Below are 15,083 nucleotides of genomic sequence, written 5' to 3' on the forward strand. Positions count from 1 at the left end.
TTGGGCTCGTGGTCGTTGACTTAGGAAGCGCTTCCGCCGTTCTTGGCGACGATCTCGTCGCGAATGTTCTTCGGGACGGGCTCGTAGGAGTCGAACTGCATGGTGTAGCTCGCACGGCCCTGGGTCTGGGAGCGGAGGTCGGTGGCGTAGCCGAACATCTCGCCCAGCGGCACCTTGGCCTTGATGACCTTGGTGTCGCGACGGTCCTCCATGCCCTCGATCTTGCCGCGGCGGGAGGAGAGGTTGCCCATGACGTCGCCCATGTACTGCTCGGGCGTCTCGACCTCGACCTGCTCGACGGGCTCGAGGAGAATCGGGTCGGACTTCTTGAGGGCGTCCTTGATCGCCATGGAGCCGGCGATCTTGAAGGCGGCCTCGGAGGAGTCGACCTCGTGGTAGGAGCCGTCGATGAGCTTGACCTTGATGTCGACGACCGGGTAGCCGGCGATGACGCCACTCTCGAGCGCCTCCTGGATGCCCTTGTCGATGGAGGGGATGTACTCCTTCGGGATCACGCCGCCGACGATGGCGTTCTCGAACTCGTAGCCCTTGCCCTCCTCGTTGGGCTCCATGTCGATGATCGCGTGACCGTACTGGCCGCGACCGCCGGACTGGCGGACGAACTTGCCCTCGGCGTGCATGACGGCCTTGCCAGCGGTCTCGCGGTAGGCGACCTGCGGCTTGCCGACGTTGGCGTCAACCTTGAACTCGCGGCGCAGACGGTCAACGATGATCTCCAGGTGCAGCTCGCCCATGCCGGAGATGATGGTCTGACCGGTCTCGTGGTCGGTGTGGACCTGGAAGGTCGGGTCCTCCTCGGCGAGCTTGGCCAGGCCCACGGACATCTTGTCCTGCTCGGCCTTGGTCTTGGGCTCCACGGCGACGGAGATGACCGGCGTCGCGAACTCGATGGACTCGAGGATGATCGGGTGCTTCTCGTCGCAGAGGGTCTCGCCCGTGGTGGTGTTCTTGAGGCCGACGCAGGCGACGATGTCACCGGCGGAGCAGTTGTCGCGGTCGACGCGCTCGTTGGCGTTCATCTCGAGGATGCGGCCGAGGCGCTCGCGGTTGTCCTTGACCGAGTTGTAGACGTAGGAGCCCGCCTCCGCCTGACCGGAGTACACGCGGATGTAGGTGAGCTTGCCGACGTAGGGGTCGGTCATGATCTTGAAGGCGAGGGCCGCGAAGGGCTCCTTCGGGTCGGCATGACGGACCTCGGGCTCGCCCTTGAGGTTGGTGCCGTCGATCTCGGTGACGTCGAGCGGGCTCGGGAGGTAGTCCACGACGGCGTCGAGGAGCTCCTGGATGCCCTTGTTCTTGTAGGCGGAGCCCACGAAGACGAGGTTGAGCTCGCCGGCGATGACGCCCTTGCGCAGGGCCGCCTTGAGCATGTCGACGTCGATCTCGGCCTCCTCGAGCACGGCCTCCATGATCTCGTCGGAGAAGTTGGAGGCGGCGTCGAGCAGCTCCTCGCGCTTCTCCTGGGCGAGGTCCACGAACTCGTCGGGGATGGCGTCCATGGGCTCGGGGTAGATCATGCCCTTGGCGTCCTCCTTGAAGTCCCAGGCGGTCATGGTGACCAGGTCCACGAGACCCCAGAAGTTGGACTCGGCGCCCATCGGGATCTGGGCCGCCACGGCGTTGGCGTGCAGGCGGTCCTTCATGGTCTCGATGGCGTGGAAGAAGTCGGCGCCCACGCGGTCGTACTTGTTGATGAAGGCGATGCGGGGCACGCCGTACGTGGTGGCCTGACGCCAGACGGTCTCGGACTGCGGCTGGACGCCGGCGACGGCGTCGAAGACCGCCACGGCACCGTCGAGGACGCGCAGGCAGCGCTCGACCTCGGACGTGAAGTCCACGTGACCCGGGGTGTCGATGATCTGGATGACGTGGTCCTTCCAGAAGCACGTGGTGGCCGCGGAGGTGATGGTCACGCCGCGCTCCTGCTCCTGGACCATCCAGTCCATGGTGGCGGCGCCGTCGTGGACCTCGCCGATCTTGTGGGTCTTGCCCGTGTAGTAGAGGATGCGCTCCGTCGTGGTGGTCTTGCCGGCGTCGATGTGGGCCATGATGCCGATGTTGCGGAGGTCCTCGAGCTTGTACTTAACCTTTGCCATGTGGCTTCTCCTCGGTCTCGCGGACTAGAAGCGGTAGTGAGAGAAGGCGCGGTTGGCCTCGGCCATCTTGAAGAGGTCCTCACGCTTCTTGATGGAGGCGCCGACGCCGTTGGAGGCGTCGAGGATCTCGTTGGCGAGGCGCTCGGCCATCGTCTTCTCCTTGCGGGCGCGGGAGAAGTTGACAATCCAGCGGATGGCGAGGGTGGTGGCGCGACGGGAGTTGACCTCCATCGGCACCTGGTAGGTGGCGCCGCCCACGCGCTTGGGCTTGACCTCGAGGGTCGGGCGGACGTTGTCCATGGCCTTCTTGAAGACGGTGAGGGCGTCCTCGCCGCTCTTCTCGGCCACGATGTCAAAGGCGCCGTAGACGATGCGCTCGGCGGTGGACTTCTTGCCGTCGAGAAGGACCTTGTTGATGAGCTGGGTCACGAGACGGTTGTTGTAGACGGCGTCAGGCTGGACCTCACGACGGTGGTTCTTGGCTGCTGCACGACGCGGCATGGTGTATCTCCTTCGGTGATGTGCGATCGGTTACGCGGCGTTTGCTACTTCGGGCGCTTGGTGCCGTAGCGGGAACGCGCCTTCTGGCGGTTCTGGACGGCGGCGCAGTCGTAGGCGCCACGGATGATCTTGTAGCGGACACCGGGGAGGTCGCGCACGCGGCCGCCGCGGATGAGGACGATGGAGTGCTCCTGGAGGTTGTGGCCCTCGCCGGGGATGTAGGCGGTGACCTCGATGCCGTTCACGAGGCGCACACGGGCGACCTTACGAAGGGCGGAGTTCGGCTTCTTGGGGGTGGTGGTGAAGACGCGGGTGCAGACGCCGCGCTTCTGGGGGTTGTGCTGCAGGGCGGCGTTCTTGGACTTGGCCTTGACGCTCATGCGGCCCTTGCGGACCAGCTGGTTGATAGTAGGCAAAGCTCTCTCCTTCTGTACTATCGACGACGTGCTCATTTACTCGTATTCAAGGGCCGAGCAGCACCTCTGCCCCGGATTGACGCGACGATGAACGTTACGCGCATGAGGGCCTGTTGTCAAAACGCCACGGTCCCGGGCGTATCCATTCTCCACGAGGCGTTCACGCGCGGCGAGAAGGGCCGGTGGCCGTGACGCCGCCGAGACGCGCCGTCGCGCCGCGCCCGCTCGGCGCTCGCCCTAGGCGTTGTTCCCCCGGTTCTTAAACCTGACGTGCGGGGTCGGTTCGTCTATCCGCCGGTACTCATAGTGGAGGTCGAAGACGTTGTCCTCGTTGGGCACGGCGCCGTACTGGGAGCGAAACTCCTCCTTCTTCTCGGCGCTCGCCCACGGCGCATACATGCGCGAGACGCAGCCGTTCTCGTCGTACTCGAGGCAGACGCGGTCAAAGTAGAGATCGGGCGGGTCGACATAACCCCACGAGCCGTCCGGTGAGGAGATCGCGGTCACGCGTCCCCGGGAGTCGCGCTCAAGGGAGAACGTCGTATCGAGCTCTGCGGAGCCGTCCATGTTGTAGAGGACGTAGCGGCTCAGAAACCCGTCTTCGTATTGGTAGCTTCCGGACATACCTCCACCCCTCCAGTAGAACACGTTGGAGGTCCGGTTGCCCCGTGCGTCATAGCTGAGCTCGCTCGTTCTGGTGCCGTCCGCGTCGAAGTACGCGATGGCGCACGAACCGTCGTCGGTATAGGAGTACTCGGCCCAGTTGCCCTCCGAGGAAGTGCTCTTCACGATGCGGTCCTGCTCGTCATAGACGTTTGTCTCTGACCACTCGCCCGCCGCCCCGGTCGCACCGGTCACGTTTCCTTTGTCATCAAGGCTGTAGGTCGTGCGCTCCCCGCCGCCGTTTGTCTCGCTCAGTGTTGCCCCGCGATCGGAGAGCTCGATGGTCAGGTCCTTTAGCGACCAGGTCGTCCTAGTGGGGGCGACGCTTACGGCCGTCTCCATGTTCGTCGCCATCGCGTCGCCCAATGCGGAGTCTTCGATTGCCTGCGGGTTGGTCCAGACCGGCTGCGAGCTGGTACGAACGTACACCGGCTCCGGGCGGAGGAGGAACCACCAAGCCGCGACGCCGCCGCCGGCGAGAAGGGCGACGAGGGCGATCACCGCAGCGACGACGGGGGCGCGGCGGCGCTTCCTGGGCTGCGGGGCCGGAGCCGGGGCGGGCGCCGGGCCGGCACTCTTCTCGCCGAGCCGCGCGCCGCAGGAGGCACAGAACTTGGCTCCGTCGGGGAGCCGGGACCCGCAGCGGGGACAGAACATGGTTGCCTCCTTGATTCGATGCGTTTGCACCACGATAGCCCCAGCTGCCCCGGCAACGTCGACCACGTCGGCGAGCGGAGGTTGTGCGCATAGTCGGAGGTTATGCGCACGGGCGCAACGGCACGTTCTTCTCCCCACATCATTTACCTGCTGTTTTGCAAGCACACAAGCAGTGCATAACCTTCGGCAGCGCGCATAACCTGAGCGAGTGCGCACAATCTGTCCTCGCCAACCACTCGGATTTGCCTCGACGAACAGACCAGCACGCAAAAGCTGCATGCGAGCGTTCTTGTCGCCGCCGAAATGCACTCTCGGCGGCGAGGGGCGGCGCCGACCGGCTACGACAGCAGGCTCTTCCCGCCCAAGAGGCGCACGAGCGGCGTGGGGTTGTCGATGCGCTCGTACTCAAGGCGGTAGTCGTAGACGTTCTCCGTGTCCGGCACGCCCGGGGTGTCGCCGTCCGAGAAGACCTGCCACGCGTCCGGGCTCTTCCAGGGGGCATAGCACCTGCTGATGTTGCCGTTCTCGTCGTACTCGAAGCAGATGCGGTCGTAGTAGTCCAGGCCGAAGATTGACGCCCGGCTCGTGTCTCCACTGGCGGACAGCGCGACCTCCGCGACCCGTCCCTGCCCGTCTCTGCGCAGCGTACCCGTGACCTGAGCCTCAACGGTTCCGTCGCTGCCCACCCAGGACGCATTCGTGAGGAACCCATCCTCATAGCTCAGCTCGAGCGTCGCATCGGGGGAATCATATGAAGTGACCCGCGACACCATCTTGCCATCCGAGCCAAACTGAGCCCTATCAAGCACACCGCCGTCCTCGTCGACGGTTACGTAGGAGTACGACCCGTCATCGCCGTAGGAATAGGTCGTTCGGCCGCCGCCCAGGCCCGAAACCACGACCGGCCTCTGCTGGTCGTCATAGGTGATGTCGACGCTCACGCCGTCCATGGAGCGCGATGAGGTGTTGCCGCACTCGTCGAGGCCGTAGCCATACGTCTCCGACTGAGCGCCATCCATCAATGCAAACGTCTGTGTGCGCGACATGAGGGCGCCGCGCTCGGAATAATCGTTCTCCCAGTTGAACGCGTTACTCGTATCGAGGCCGGGCACAATGTAGATGTTGCAGCAAACGCTGGAAGGCACGAGAGCCCCCGCCATGAAGGTCTCGATTCCGGCAGATGAGGACGTTTTCAGGACATATTCCGACTTCGTGCACACGTACACCGGCTTCGGGCGGAGGAGGAACCACCAGGCAGCGACGCCGCCGCCGGCGAGAAGGGCGACGAGGGCGATCACCGCAGCGACGACGGGGGCGCGGCGGCGCCTCTTGGGCTGCGGGGCCGGAGCCGGGGCGGGCGCCGGGCCGACGCTCTTCTCGCCGAGCTGCGTCCCGCAGGAGGCGCAGAACTTGGCTCCGTCAGGGAGCCGGGACCCGCAGCGAGGACAGAACATGGTTGCCTCCCTTATCGCGATGCGTTTGCACCACGATAGCGCCGCTCGCCCCGGCGGCACCGGAGGCGTCGGCGGGCGGTCGCCGCGACGCACAAACGCCGAGGCGGAGCATCCGCGGAAAACAGGGGCCTCAAAGGGGCCATTTTTCCGCAGATGCTCCGCCTCGGTGACGGGATGAATACGGCGGGCGAGAAGGACGCGTGGCTCGCGGCGGCTACGCCCAGGAGAGGCCGACGGCGCCGACGCCGAGGTGCTTGGCGAGCACCGGGCCGCCGTCCTTGACGCGCAGGTGGGCCTCCGGGAAGCGCTCGCGCGCGGCGAGCAGGACCTCGCGGGCCTCGACGCCGCGCGGGCCGAAGTGCGAGACCAAAAGCTCGGTCGTCCCCGCCGGGATGCGGTCGGCCATCGCCGCCGCCATGCCGCGCGCGCCGCGGCCGTCGGCGAGCTTGACGATGCCGCCCTCGCTGAGGGCCATCACCGGGTAGCGGTTGAGCTTGGTCGCCACCGCGCGGCGAATCGCGCCGAGCCGGCCGCTGCGGGAGAGGGCCGCCATGTCGGGCACGGAGAAGACGATGCGCGTGGAGGCGCGCAGCTCCGTCAGCGCGGCCACGATCTTCTCGACCGTCTCGCCGGCATTGGCGAGCGCGCGGGCCCGGCGGACGAGAAACTCGAGCGCGCCGGCGGTCTCCCAGGAGTCAAAGACGGTCACGCGCGGGTCGGCCACGGCCTCGGCGGCCTGCTCGGCGCTGCGGAACGCGCCGGAGAGCCGCGAGGAGATCGTGAGGCAGAGCACGTTGTTCCCGGCGTCGAGGTGACGGCGGAACGCGCGCTCGAAGGCGGACGGGCGCACGGCCTCGGTGGTCACCAGGCCGCCGCCGGAAAGCGCCGGCGCGTAGTCGCCGTTCTCGCCGACGAAGCCCTCGGCGTGGCGGACGCCGCCGGCGGCGTAGCCCATCGGCAGCACGTCGACGCCGAGCTCGGCGGCCTCGTTGCGGGTGAGGCCGCAGGTGGAGTCGGTGACTAGAGCGAGCATGTGCGGTCGCCTCCCATCGCGCGGAACTTGTCGTAGCGGCGCGCCACGAGCTCGTCGGCGGTAAGGCCGGAGAGCTCGTCGAGCGCGAGCTCCACCTCGCGCACGAGGTCGTGGGCGAGCTCGGTGTGCGTGAGGCCGAGGTCGGCCACCACGCCGTCGATGAGGCCCAGCTTGGAGAGGTCATCGGCCGTGATGCGCAGGGCGGCGGCGGCCTCGTCCGCGCGCTTGGTGTCCTTCCAGAGAATCGACGCGCAGCCCTCGGGGCTCACCACGGAGTACGCAGCGCTGCCGAGCATGTAGACGCGGTCGGCCACGGCGAGCGCCAGCGCGCCGCCCGAGCCGCCCTCGCCCACCACCACACTCACGATCGGCGTGCGCAGGCCGCTCATCGCCACGAGATTGGTCGCGATGGCCTCGCCCTGGCCGCGCTCCTCGGCCCCGATGCCGCAGTAGGCGCCGGAGGTGTCCACGAGGCAGACCACGGGCCGGCCGAACTTCTCGGCCTGGCGCATGAGGCGCAGGGCCTTGCGGTAGCCCTCGGGGTGCGCCATGCCAAAGTTGCGGCGCACGCGCTCCTTGGTAGTGTTACCGCGCTCGATGGCGATCACGGTCATGACGCGCTCGCCCTTCCAGGCGATGCCCGCCACAACGGCGGCGTCATCGGCGTAGAGGCGGTCGCCGTGGAGCTCCACGAAGCCGTCCCAGCCGCGCTCGATCAGCTCCAGCGCCGTGGCGCGCTCCGTGGAGCGCGTGAGCTTGACGATGTCGTAGGCGCTCTCGGGCTCCGGCGTGCGCTTGGGCCGCGCGCCGCGGCCGCGTCGGGGCTCCTCGTGCGCGAGCGCGTGGGGCGCGCCGGCGGCCGGGACCTCGCCCGCGTGCAGGGCGAGCAGCTCGGAGATCGTGGCCACCAGGTCGCGGCGCTCCACGATGAGGTCGCAGAAGCCGTGCTCGAGCAGGAACTCGGAGCGCTGGAAGCCGGCGGGCAGCTTCTTGTGCGTGGTCTGCTCGATCACGCGCGGGCCGGCAAAGGCCACCAGGGCCCCGGGCTCGGCGAGGATGACGTCGCCCTCCATGGCAAAGCTCGCGGTGACGCCGCCGGTGGTGGGGTCGGTGAGCACGGTGAGGTAGAGCAGGCCGCGCTCGCCGTGGCGCCGCACGGCCGCCGAGACCTTGGCCATCTGCATGAGCGAGGTCGTGCCCTCCTGCATGCGGGCGCCGCCGGAGACGGTGAAGCCCACGACCGGCAGGCCGAGCTCGGTGGCCCGCTCGAACGTGCGGCAGATCTTCTCGCCCACCACGGAGCCCATCGAGCCCATCATGAAGTCGGCGTTCATGAAGAAGAGGGCGCAGTCGTGGCCGCCCACGCGCCCGCGGCCACAGACCACGGCGTCGTTCTCGTGGCTCTTCTCGCGCGCAGCCTCGAGCTTCTCCACGTAGCCGGGGAACTCCAGGAAGTCCGTGGCGGCGAGCTCGCGGTCCCATTCCTCGAAGGTCCCGGCGTCCACCGTCATACGCATGCGCTTGCGCCCGGAGACGCGCAGGTGACGTCCACAGCGCGGGCACACGTCGAGGTTCTCGGCAAACTTGGACTGGTCGATCACCCTACGGCACCCGGGGCACTTGACCAGGATGTGGCGCTCGGGGAGCTCCGCGGCGACCTCGGTCACCGGGCTCTCGAGCGTGTTGACGCTCTTCTCGCGCTTACTCATAGAGGTGCTCCATCAGGTTGGTGTGGTAGTTGCCGGAGACGAACTCGGGGTTGGAGAGGATGTCGAGGTGCAGCTCGCTGTTCTCGGCCACGCCCTCCACGACCAGCTCGCCGAGGGCGGAGCGCATCTTGCGGATGGCCTCCTCGCGCGTGGACGAGCAGACGATGAGCTTGCCGAGCAGCGAGTCGTAGTAGGGCGGCACGACGGCGCCCACGTAGAGCGCGGAGTCAAAGCGCACCTGCGGGCCGCCGGGGACGTGCAGCATCGTGACCTCGCCGCAGGACGGGAGGAAGTCCGGGGTCTCGGCGTTGATGCGGCACTCGATGGCATGGCCGGTCGCGTCGATGTTGCCGGCCGAGAAGGGCAGCTCGGCGCCAGCCGCCACGCGCAGCTGCCACTTGACGAGGTCGACGCCGCTCACGAACTCCGTGACCGGGTGCTCCACCTGCAGGCGCGTGTTCATCTCCATGAAGTAGAAGTTGCCGTCGTCGGCGAAGAGGAACTCGATCGTGCCCACGCCCACGTAGCCCACGGCGCGCGTGAGGTCGCGGGCGGCCTTGTGCATGCGCTCGCGGACGCCGGGGTGCGCGTCCAGGCACGGCGCCGGGCTCTCCTCCACGAGCTTCTGGTTGCGGCGCTGCACGGAGCACTCGCGCTCGCCGAGGGAGACCACGTTGCCGTGGGCGTCGGCCAGGACCTGCACCTCCACGTGGTGCGCGGGCGAGACGAACTTCTCCATGTAGCACTCACCGTCGCCGAAGGCGGCCTCGGCCTCGGCGTGCGCCTCGGTGAAGGCCTTGCCGGCGTCGGCGGGGTCCTCGACCTTGCGGATGCCGCGGCCGCCGCCGCCCGAGCGGGCCTTGATGAGCACGGGGCAGCCGATCCGGGCGGCCTCGCGCTCGGCCTCCTCGGCGCTCGCGAGCAGGTCGCAGCCCGGGACGATGGGCACGCCGGCCTCGCGCGCGGTGCGGCGCGCGGCGTCCTTGTCGCCCATGCGGTCGATGACGTCGGGGTCGGGGCCGATGAACACGAGCCCGCACTCCTGGCACTCGCGGGCGAAGTGCGAGTTCTCCGAGAAGAACCCGTAGCCCGGGTGGATGGCCTTGGCGCCGGACTGCAGCGCCACCGTGATGATGGCGTCCTCGTTGAGGTAGCTGTCCGCCGGGCGCGGGCCGCCGATGCAGTAGGCCTCGTCGGCGAGGGCCACGTGCAGGGCCTCGGCGTCGGCCGTGGAGTAGATGGCCACGGTCTTGACGCCCATCTCCTTGCAGGCCCGGATCACGCGGACCGCGATCTCGCCGCGGTTTGCAATGAGGATCTTGTCGAACATCGTCGCCTCCCGGCGTCTTGACGTTTTTCTCGGCCGGTGGCCTAGGCCTTGTCGGCGGGCATCAGGGCGAAGGACATCTCCGCCTGGCAGCAGACCTCGCCGTCCACGCGCGCCTCGCCCGAGGCGAAGCGGAAGGGCCCGCGGCTGCGGGTGATGCGGCAGGTGAGCTCGATCGTGTCGCCGGGGCGCACCGGGCGCTTGAAGCGCACGTTGTTGAGGCTCGTGTACATGGGCGTGGCGCCCTTGGCGGCGAGGTCGTCGGCGAGCAGCACGCAGCAGTTCTGCGCGAGCATCTCGCACTGGATCACGCCCGGGACGATGGGGTTGCCCGGGAAGTGGCCCTGGACGAAGAACTCGTCCCCGGTGATTGTGATCCTGCCGTGGGCCTCGCCGTCCACGACCTCCGCCTCGTCGAGCAGCAGCATCGGCTCGCGGTGCGGCAGCAGGCTCTTGAGCTCTTCCTTGTTCATGCGCATTCAGCTCCCATCCCGCGCAAACTTGCCTAAAAGGGGTCAGACCCCTTTTAGGCATCTAGTAGATCTTCATGAGGCAGCAGCCGTACTCCACGAGGTCGCCGTCCTTCACGCAGATGTCCACGACCTCGCCGTCGGCCTCGGCGGTGACCTCGTTCATGACCTTCATGGCCTCGATGACGCAGAGGGTCTCGCCCTTCTTGACCTTGGAGCCCACGTGCACGAAGGGCTCGGCGCCGGGGGCGGGGGCGGCGTAGAAGACGCCGACCATCGGGGCGCGCACGGCGGTGGTGTGGGCCATGTCGAGGGCCTCGTCGGCGGGCGCCGGCGCCTCGGCGGCGGGCTCGGCGGGAGCCGGCGCGCTCGCGGGTGCCGCAGCCACTGGGGCGGGCGAGAAGGACGGCGCGGCCGGGGCGGCGACGGGCGCGGCCGGGGTCGCCATGCCGTACTCGAGCTCGACGGCCGAGCCGTCGCTCTCCTCCACGCGCACGCGCGCGAGGCCGTGGGACGCCATGATGTCGGCGATCTGCGAGATCTTCTCGGAGTCCATGCTTACTCCCTTCCCGCGGCGCGCAGCGCCAGCGCGGCGTTGTGCCCGCCAAAGCCGAGGTTGGTGGAGAGGGCCCAGGTGAGCTCGCACTCCTTGGCCTCGTTGGGCGTGTAGTCGAGGTCGCACTCCGGATCGGGGGTGCGGTAGTTAATCGTGGGCGGCACGACGCCGTTCTCGAGCGCGAGCGCGCAGGCCATGGCCTCCACGGCGCCGGTCGCGCCGATCATGTGGCCGGTCATGGACTTGGTCGAGGAGACGTGCGCGGCGCGGGCGGCCTCCTCGCCGAGCGCCTGCTTGAAGCCGCGGGTCTCGGAGGAGTCGTTGAGCTTGGTCGAGGTGCCGTGGGCGTTGATGTAGAGGCCCTCCTCGGGCTTGACGCCGCCCTCCTCCACGGCCTGGCGGATCGCGCGGGTGATGCCGGCGGCCTCTGGGTCGGGGCTGGTGATGTGGTAGGCGTCGTCGGTGTTGCCGTAGCCCACGACCTCGGCGTAGATGTGGGCACCGCGCGCGACGGCGTGCTCCCACTGCTCCAGGACGAGCACGCAGGCGCCCTCGCCCATGATGAAGCCGTCGCGGTCGGCGTCGAACGGGCGGCAGGCCGTGGCCGGGTCGGGGTTGGTGGAGAGGGCACGGCAGCTGGTAAAGCCGGCAATGGACTCGGGCATGATGGCCGCTTCGGCGCCGCCGGCCAGGATCGCGTCGGCGTAGCCGTGCTTAATCGCGCGGAAGGCCTCGCCCACGGCGTGGGCGGAGGTGGCGCACGCGGTCACGACGGGCAGGGTGGGGCCGAGCGCCTTGTGGCGGATGGCGATGTTGCCGGTGGCCATGTTCGCGATCATCATCGTGATCATGAACGGGGACGCGCGACGCGGGCCGCGCGCGGCGATCGTGTGGCAGTTGTCGGCGAAGGCGTTGATGCCGCCCACGCCCGAGCCCACGTAGACGCCCAGGCGCTCGTGGTCGATCGCGCCGTCGGCGGAGAGGCCGGAGTCGGCCATGGCCTCGTCGGAGGCGACGAGCGCGTACTGCGCGTAGAGGTCCAGGTGGGCGGCCTCCTGCTTGCCGAGAAGCGCCGCGCCGTCGAAGCCCTTGACCTCGGCGGCCACCTTGACCTTGAAGGCCTCGGTGTCGAAGTGGGTGATGGGGCCGATGCCGCAGCGGCCGGCGACCATGCCCTCCCAGGTCTCCTTGGCGGTGTTGCCGAGCGGCGTCACGGCGCCGATGCCGGTGATTGCAACCCTGTGTTCCATCTCAAAACTCCCCTGCGTCCGGAAGTGCCTTCTACATCGCCATGCCGCCGTCGACGCGGATGACCTCGCCGGTCACGTAGGACGCCGCGTCGCTCACGAGGAAGCGCGCCACGGCGGCCACCTCGTCGGCGCTCGCCAGGCGCCCGAGCGGGATCTGCTTCTCGTAGCCCTCGACCACGCTCTCGGAGAGCACGGCCGTCATGTCGGTCTCCACGAAGCCGGGCGCGATTGCGTTCACCGTGACGCCGCGCGGCGCGAGCTCGCGCGCGAGCGACTTGGTGAGGCCGATCAGCCCCGCCTTGGAGGCCGCGTAGTTGGCCTGGCCGGCGTTGCCCATGAGACCCACGACCGAGGCCATGTTGACGATGCGGCCGCCGCGCTGGCGCATGAAGGCGCGCGCGAGGGCGCGGGCGGTGTGGAAGGCGCCCTTGAGGTTGACGTCGATCACGCGGGCGAAGTCCTCGTCGCTCATGCGGACGAGCAGGCCGTCGCGCGTGACGCCGGCGTTGTTGACGAGGGCCCAGACGCTGCCGAAGTCCGCGAGCACCGCGTCCACGGTAGCCTTGACCTCGTCGGCGGATGCGACGTCGCAGCGGTAGGCGCGCGCGGTGGCGCCGGCGGCCTCGCAGGCGGCGACGGCCTCGGCGGCCGCAGCCTCGTTGCCGGCGTAGACGAGCGCCAGGTCAAAGCCGTCGGCGGCGAGCCCCTCGGCGATCGCGCGGCCGATGCCGCGGGAGGCGCCGGTCACGAGGGCCACGCGGCGCCCGGCGTCGCGCTCGAGCGCGCCGTTCTTCTCGACCATCTCTACTCCCCCTTCTCGGAAAGCGCGGCGAGAACCGCCTCGAGCTGCTCGACGGTCTCGCACGGCAGCGCCGTGACGCCCTCGAGCGTGCGGGTCACCAGGCCCGTCAGGGTCTTGCCGGGGCCCACCTCGACGAAGGTGTCCACGCCGTCCACAGCCATGTTCTGCAGCGTGCGGACCCACTGGACGGGGTTGGCCACCTGGCTGGAGAGCAGCTCGACGCGAGCCGCCTCGTCGGCCGGGTAGGCCTCTCCCGTGCGGTTGGCCAGCACGGGCACGGACGGCTCGGCCGGCGCGTGGCCGTCCGCGAGGTACGCGGCGAGGCCCTTCTCGGCGTCCGCCATGAACGGGCTGTGGAAGGCACCCGAGACGGCGACCTTCATCGCACGGCCCTTGGCCTCCTTGACGAGAAGATCGAGCTTCTCGCAGGCCTCGGACGTGCCCGCGACGACGGTCTGGAGCGGGCTGTTATAGTTCACGGGCCAGGCCTCGCCTGCCTCGGCGGCGAGGCGCTCGACGGTGGCGGCGTCGAGCTTCACGACGGCGCGCATGGCGCCGGGGTTCTTCTCGGCCGCGTCCGCCATGAGCTCGGCGCGGTGGCACACGAGCTCGAAGCCCTGCTCGTCGGTGTAGGCGCCGGCAAAGGTGAGCGCGGCGACCTCGCCGAGCGAGAAGCCCGCCACCACGTCCGGGCGCACGCCGTGCGCGGCGAGCGCGCGGGCGCACGCGAGGTCGGCGGCAAAGACGCAGGGCTGCGTGTTGATCGTCTGCGCGAGCTCCTCCTTGGTGCCGTAGAGGCACTGCTCGGTGGTGCCGGGACGCACGGCGTCGGCCGCGTCGAAGACGGCCTTGGCCGCGGGCTCGGCCGCGATGAGGTCCGCGCACATGCCGGGGTGCTGGGCGCCCTGGCCGGCGAAGAGAAACGCTACTTTACCCATTGCATGGCTCCTGCCAGGACCTTCTCGGCCCCGTTCACGAGGTCGTCGACGATCTGGAGCGCGCTCTGGCGCTCGTGGACCATGCCGGCGATCTGACCGCAGAGGAAGCTGCCGTTCTCGTAGTCGCCCTCCTTGGCGGCCTTGCGCAGGGCGCCGGTGCCGAAGGCGTTGAGCTCCTCCTCGGGCGCGCCCGCGGACTCCATCTGGGCGTACTTGTTGGAGAACGGGTTCTTGAGGGCGCGGACCGGGTGGCCGGTCGAGCGGCCGGTGGCGCGCGTGGCGATGTCGTTGGCCTTGAGGACCATCTCCTTGTACTTGTCCGAGACGGTGCACTCGTCGGCCACGAGGAAGCGCGTCCCCACCTGGACCCCCACGGCGCCGAGCATGAGGGCGGCGGCGACCCCGCGCCCGTCGGCGATGCCGCCGGCGGCGATGACGGGAATCTTCACGGCGTCCACGACCTGCGGCACGAGGGCCATGGTCGAGGTCTCGCCGATGTGGCCGCCGGACTCGGTGCCCTCGGCCACCACGGCGGCGGCGCCGGCGCGCTGCACGAGCTTGGCGAGCGCGACGGAGGCGACGACGGGGATGACCTTGATGCCCGCGGCGTTCCACGCCTTCATGTACTTGGTGGGGTTGCCGGCGCCGGTCACGACCACGGGGACGTGCTCGTCAATGACGACCTGGGCCACCTCGTCGGCGAACGGGCTCATGAGCATCACGTTCACGCCGAAGGGCTTGTCGGTCTTCTCGCGCAGCTCGTGGATCTGGTCGCGCAGCCAGTCGGCGTTGGCGTTCATGGCCGCGATGATGCCGAGGCCGCCGGCCTCGGAGACGGCGGAGGCGAGGCTGGCGTCGGCGATCCAGGCCATACCGCCCTGGAAGACGGGCTTCTCGATGCCGAGAAGGTCACAGATGGGGGTGCGCAGCATGGCTAGTTCTCCAGGAGGGACTCGACCATGGAGACGAACTCGCCGATCGTCTCGGGGTTGGACTCGGCGTCGATCTCGATGCCGAACTCGTCCTCGCACGCCATGACGGCCTCGACGGTGGCGAGGCTGTCAAGGCCGATCTCGGAGAGCTTGGTCTCGGCGGTGAGCTCGGTGTCGTCGAGGCCGGCCTGCTCGCGGACGATGTCGCACACGCGGTCGAAGGTGGTCTGGTCTGCCATTGTTGGTTCTCCTTCTTTC

The 15,083-nt window shown here is 68.9% G+C and carries 15 protein-coding genes; all 15 read right to left on the reverse strand.

The window, feature by feature from the left end:
• Positions 1-20 precede the first annotated feature (20 nt).
• Positions 21-2,117, reverse strand: a complete 2,097-nt coding sequence (gene fusA / locus H6A07_RS07575) for an elongation factor G (RefSeq protein ID WP_204814327.1) — start codon at positions 2,115-2,117, stop codon at positions 21-23.
• A gap of 24 nt (positions 2,118-2,141) precedes the next feature.
• A complete protein-coding gene (rpsG, locus tag H6A07_RS07580) occupies positions 2,142-2,618 on the reverse strand; it encodes a 30S ribosomal protein S7 (protein ID WP_087227308.1) in 477 nt (158 codons plus the stop codon).
• Positions 2,619-2,662: 44 nt separating this feature from the next.
• Positions 2,663-3,034, reverse strand: coding sequence for a 30S ribosomal protein S12 (gene rpsL, locus H6A07_RS07585; protein ID WP_075279247.1), 372 nt, complete (start codon positions 3,032-3,034; stop codon positions 2,663-2,665).
• A 237-nt stretch (positions 3,035-3,271) separates the two neighbouring features.
• Positions 3,272-4,354: a zinc-ribbon domain-containing protein gene (locus H6A07_RS07590; RefSeq protein WP_204814328.1), complete on the reverse strand. Its 1,083-nt coding sequence runs from the start codon at positions 4,352-4,354 to the stop codon at positions 3,272-3,274.
• Between the two features lie 338 nt (positions 4,355-4,692).
• Entirely contained in the window at positions 4,693-5,808 is a 1,116-nt protein-coding gene (locus H6A07_RS07595; protein WP_204814329.1) for a zinc ribbon domain-containing protein, read from the reverse strand.
• A gap of 214 nt (positions 5,809-6,022) precedes the next feature.
• Positions 6,023-6,841, reverse strand: coding sequence for a DegV family protein (locus H6A07_RS07600; RefSeq protein WP_204814330.1), 819 nt, complete (start codon positions 6,839-6,841; stop codon positions 6,023-6,025).
• Positions 6,829-8,550 carry an acetyl-CoA carboxylase, carboxyltransferase subunit beta gene (gene accD, locus H6A07_RS07605; protein ID WP_204814331.1) on the reverse strand — a complete coding sequence of 574 codons (1,722 nt, stop codon included), beginning with the start codon at positions 8,548-8,550 and terminating at the stop codon, positions 6,829-6,831. Before accD ends, H6A07_RS07600 begins: the two co-directional genes overlap by 13 nt.
• Positions 8,543-9,880 (reverse strand): acetyl-CoA carboxylase biotin carboxylase subunit, encoded by a 1,338-nt coding sequence (locus H6A07_RS07610; RefSeq protein ID WP_204814332.1) that lies wholly within the window; start codon positions 9,878-9,880, stop codon positions 8,543-8,545. Before H6A07_RS07610 ends, accD begins: the two co-directional genes overlap by 8 nt.
• Before the next feature lie 41 nt (positions 9,881-9,921).
• Positions 9,922-10,350, reverse strand: coding sequence for a 3-hydroxyacyl-ACP dehydratase FabZ (gene fabZ / locus H6A07_RS07615; RefSeq protein WP_204814333.1), 429 nt, complete (start codon positions 10,348-10,350; stop codon positions 9,922-9,924).
• A gap of 61 nt (positions 10,351-10,411) precedes the next feature.
• On the reverse strand, positions 10,412-10,903 hold the full coding sequence (gene accB, locus H6A07_RS07620) for an acetyl-CoA carboxylase biotin carboxyl carrier protein (protein ID WP_204814334.1): 492 nt from the start codon (positions 10,901-10,903) through the stop codon (positions 10,412-10,414).
• Between the two features lie 2 nt (positions 10,904-10,905).
• On the reverse strand, positions 10,906-12,153 hold the full coding sequence (gene fabF / locus H6A07_RS07625) for a beta-ketoacyl-ACP synthase II (protein WP_204814335.1): 1,248 nt from the start codon (positions 12,151-12,153) through the stop codon (positions 10,906-10,908).
• A gap of 31 nt (positions 12,154-12,184) precedes the next feature.
• Entirely contained in the window at positions 12,185-12,955 is a 771-nt protein-coding gene (gene fabG, locus H6A07_RS07630) for a 3-oxoacyl-[acyl-carrier-protein] reductase (RefSeq protein ID WP_204814336.1), read from the reverse strand.
• 2 nt (positions 12,956-12,957) lie between these two features.
• The gene (locus H6A07_RS07635; protein ID WP_204814337.1) at positions 12,958-13,893 is read right to left on the reverse strand and encodes an ACP S-malonyltransferase; all 936 of its coding nucleotides are present in this window, start codon (positions 13,891-13,893) and stop codon (positions 12,958-12,960) included.
• The gene (gene fabK, locus H6A07_RS07640) at positions 13,881-14,825 is read right to left on the reverse strand and encodes an enoyl-[acyl-carrier-protein] reductase FabK (protein ID WP_204814338.1); all 945 of its coding nucleotides are present in this window, start codon (positions 14,823-14,825) and stop codon (positions 13,881-13,883) included. The genes H6A07_RS07635 and fabK overlap by 13 nt, the downstream gene beginning before the upstream one ends.
• Positions 14,826-14,827: 2 nt before the next feature.
• Positions 14,828-15,064 carry an acyl carrier protein gene (locus H6A07_RS07645; RefSeq protein ID WP_204814339.1) on the reverse strand — a complete coding sequence of 79 codons (237 nt, stop codon included), beginning with the start codon at positions 15,062-15,064 and terminating at the stop codon, positions 14,828-14,830.
• Positions 15,065-15,083 lie beyond the last annotated feature (19 nt).

It is taken from the genome of Olsenella uli (assembly GCF_016899935.1).
In the GTDB taxonomy this organism is placed as follows: domain Bacteria; phylum Actinomycetota; class Coriobacteriia; order Coriobacteriales; family Atopobiaceae; genus Thermophilibacter; species Thermophilibacter uli_B.

What these genes read in the sequence shown, in the direction of transcription:
- accB (WP_204814334.1), bottom strand. Translation starts at nt 10,903, where the DNA reads ATGGACTCCGAGAAGATCTCGCAGATCGCCGACATCATGGCGTCCCAC.
- H6A07_RS07635 (WP_204814337.1), bottom strand. Translation starts at nt 13,893, where the DNA reads ATGGGTAAAGTAGCGTTTCTCTTCGCCGGCCAGGGCGCCCAGCACCCC.
- H6A07_RS07600 (WP_204814330.1), bottom strand. Translation starts at nt 6,841, where the DNA reads ATGCTCGCTCTAGTCACCGACTCCACCTGCGGCCTCACCCGCAACGAG.
- H6A07_RS07595 (WP_204814329.1), bottom strand. Translation starts at nt 5,808, where the DNA reads ATGTTCTGTCCTCGCTGCGGGTCCCGGCTCCCTGACGGAGCCAAGTTC.
- H6A07_RS07645 (WP_204814339.1), bottom strand. Translation starts at nt 15,064, where the DNA reads ATGGCAGACCAGACCACCTTCGACCGCGTGTGCGACATCGTCCGCGAG.
- H6A07_RS07610 (WP_204814332.1), bottom strand. Translation starts at nt 9,880, where the DNA reads ATGTTCGACAAGATCCTCATTGCAAACCGCGGCGAGATCGCGGTCCGC.
- H6A07_RS07590 (WP_204814328.1), bottom strand. Translation starts at nt 4,354, where the DNA reads ATGTTCTGTCCCCGCTGCGGGTCCCGGCTCCCCGACGGAGCCAAGTTC.
- rpsG (WP_087227308.1), bottom strand. Translation starts at nt 2,618, where the DNA reads ATGCCGCGTCGTGCAGCAGCCAAGAACCACCGTCGTGAGGTCCAGCCT.
- accD (WP_204814331.1), bottom strand. Translation starts at nt 8,550, where the DNA reads ATGAGTAAGCGCGAGAAGAGCGTCAACACGCTCGAGAGCCCGGTGACC.
- fusA (WP_204814327.1), bottom strand. Translation starts at nt 2,117, where the DNA reads ATGGCAAAGGTTAAGTACAAGCTCGAGGACCTCCGCAACATCGGCATC.
- fabZ (WP_204814333.1), bottom strand. Translation starts at nt 10,350, where the DNA reads ATGAACAAGGAAGAGCTCAAGAGCCTGCTGCCGCACCGCGAGCCGATG.
- fabG (WP_204814336.1), bottom strand. Translation starts at nt 12,955, where the DNA reads ATGGTCGAGAAGAACGGCGCGCTCGAGCGCGACGCCGGGCGCCGCGTG.
- fabK (WP_204814338.1), bottom strand. Translation starts at nt 14,825, where the DNA reads ATGCTGCGCACCCCCATCTGTGACCTTCTCGGCATCGAGAAGCCCGTC.
- fabF (WP_204814335.1), bottom strand. Translation starts at nt 12,153, where the DNA reads ATGGAACACAGGGTTGCAATCACCGGCATCGGCGCCGTGACGCCGCTC.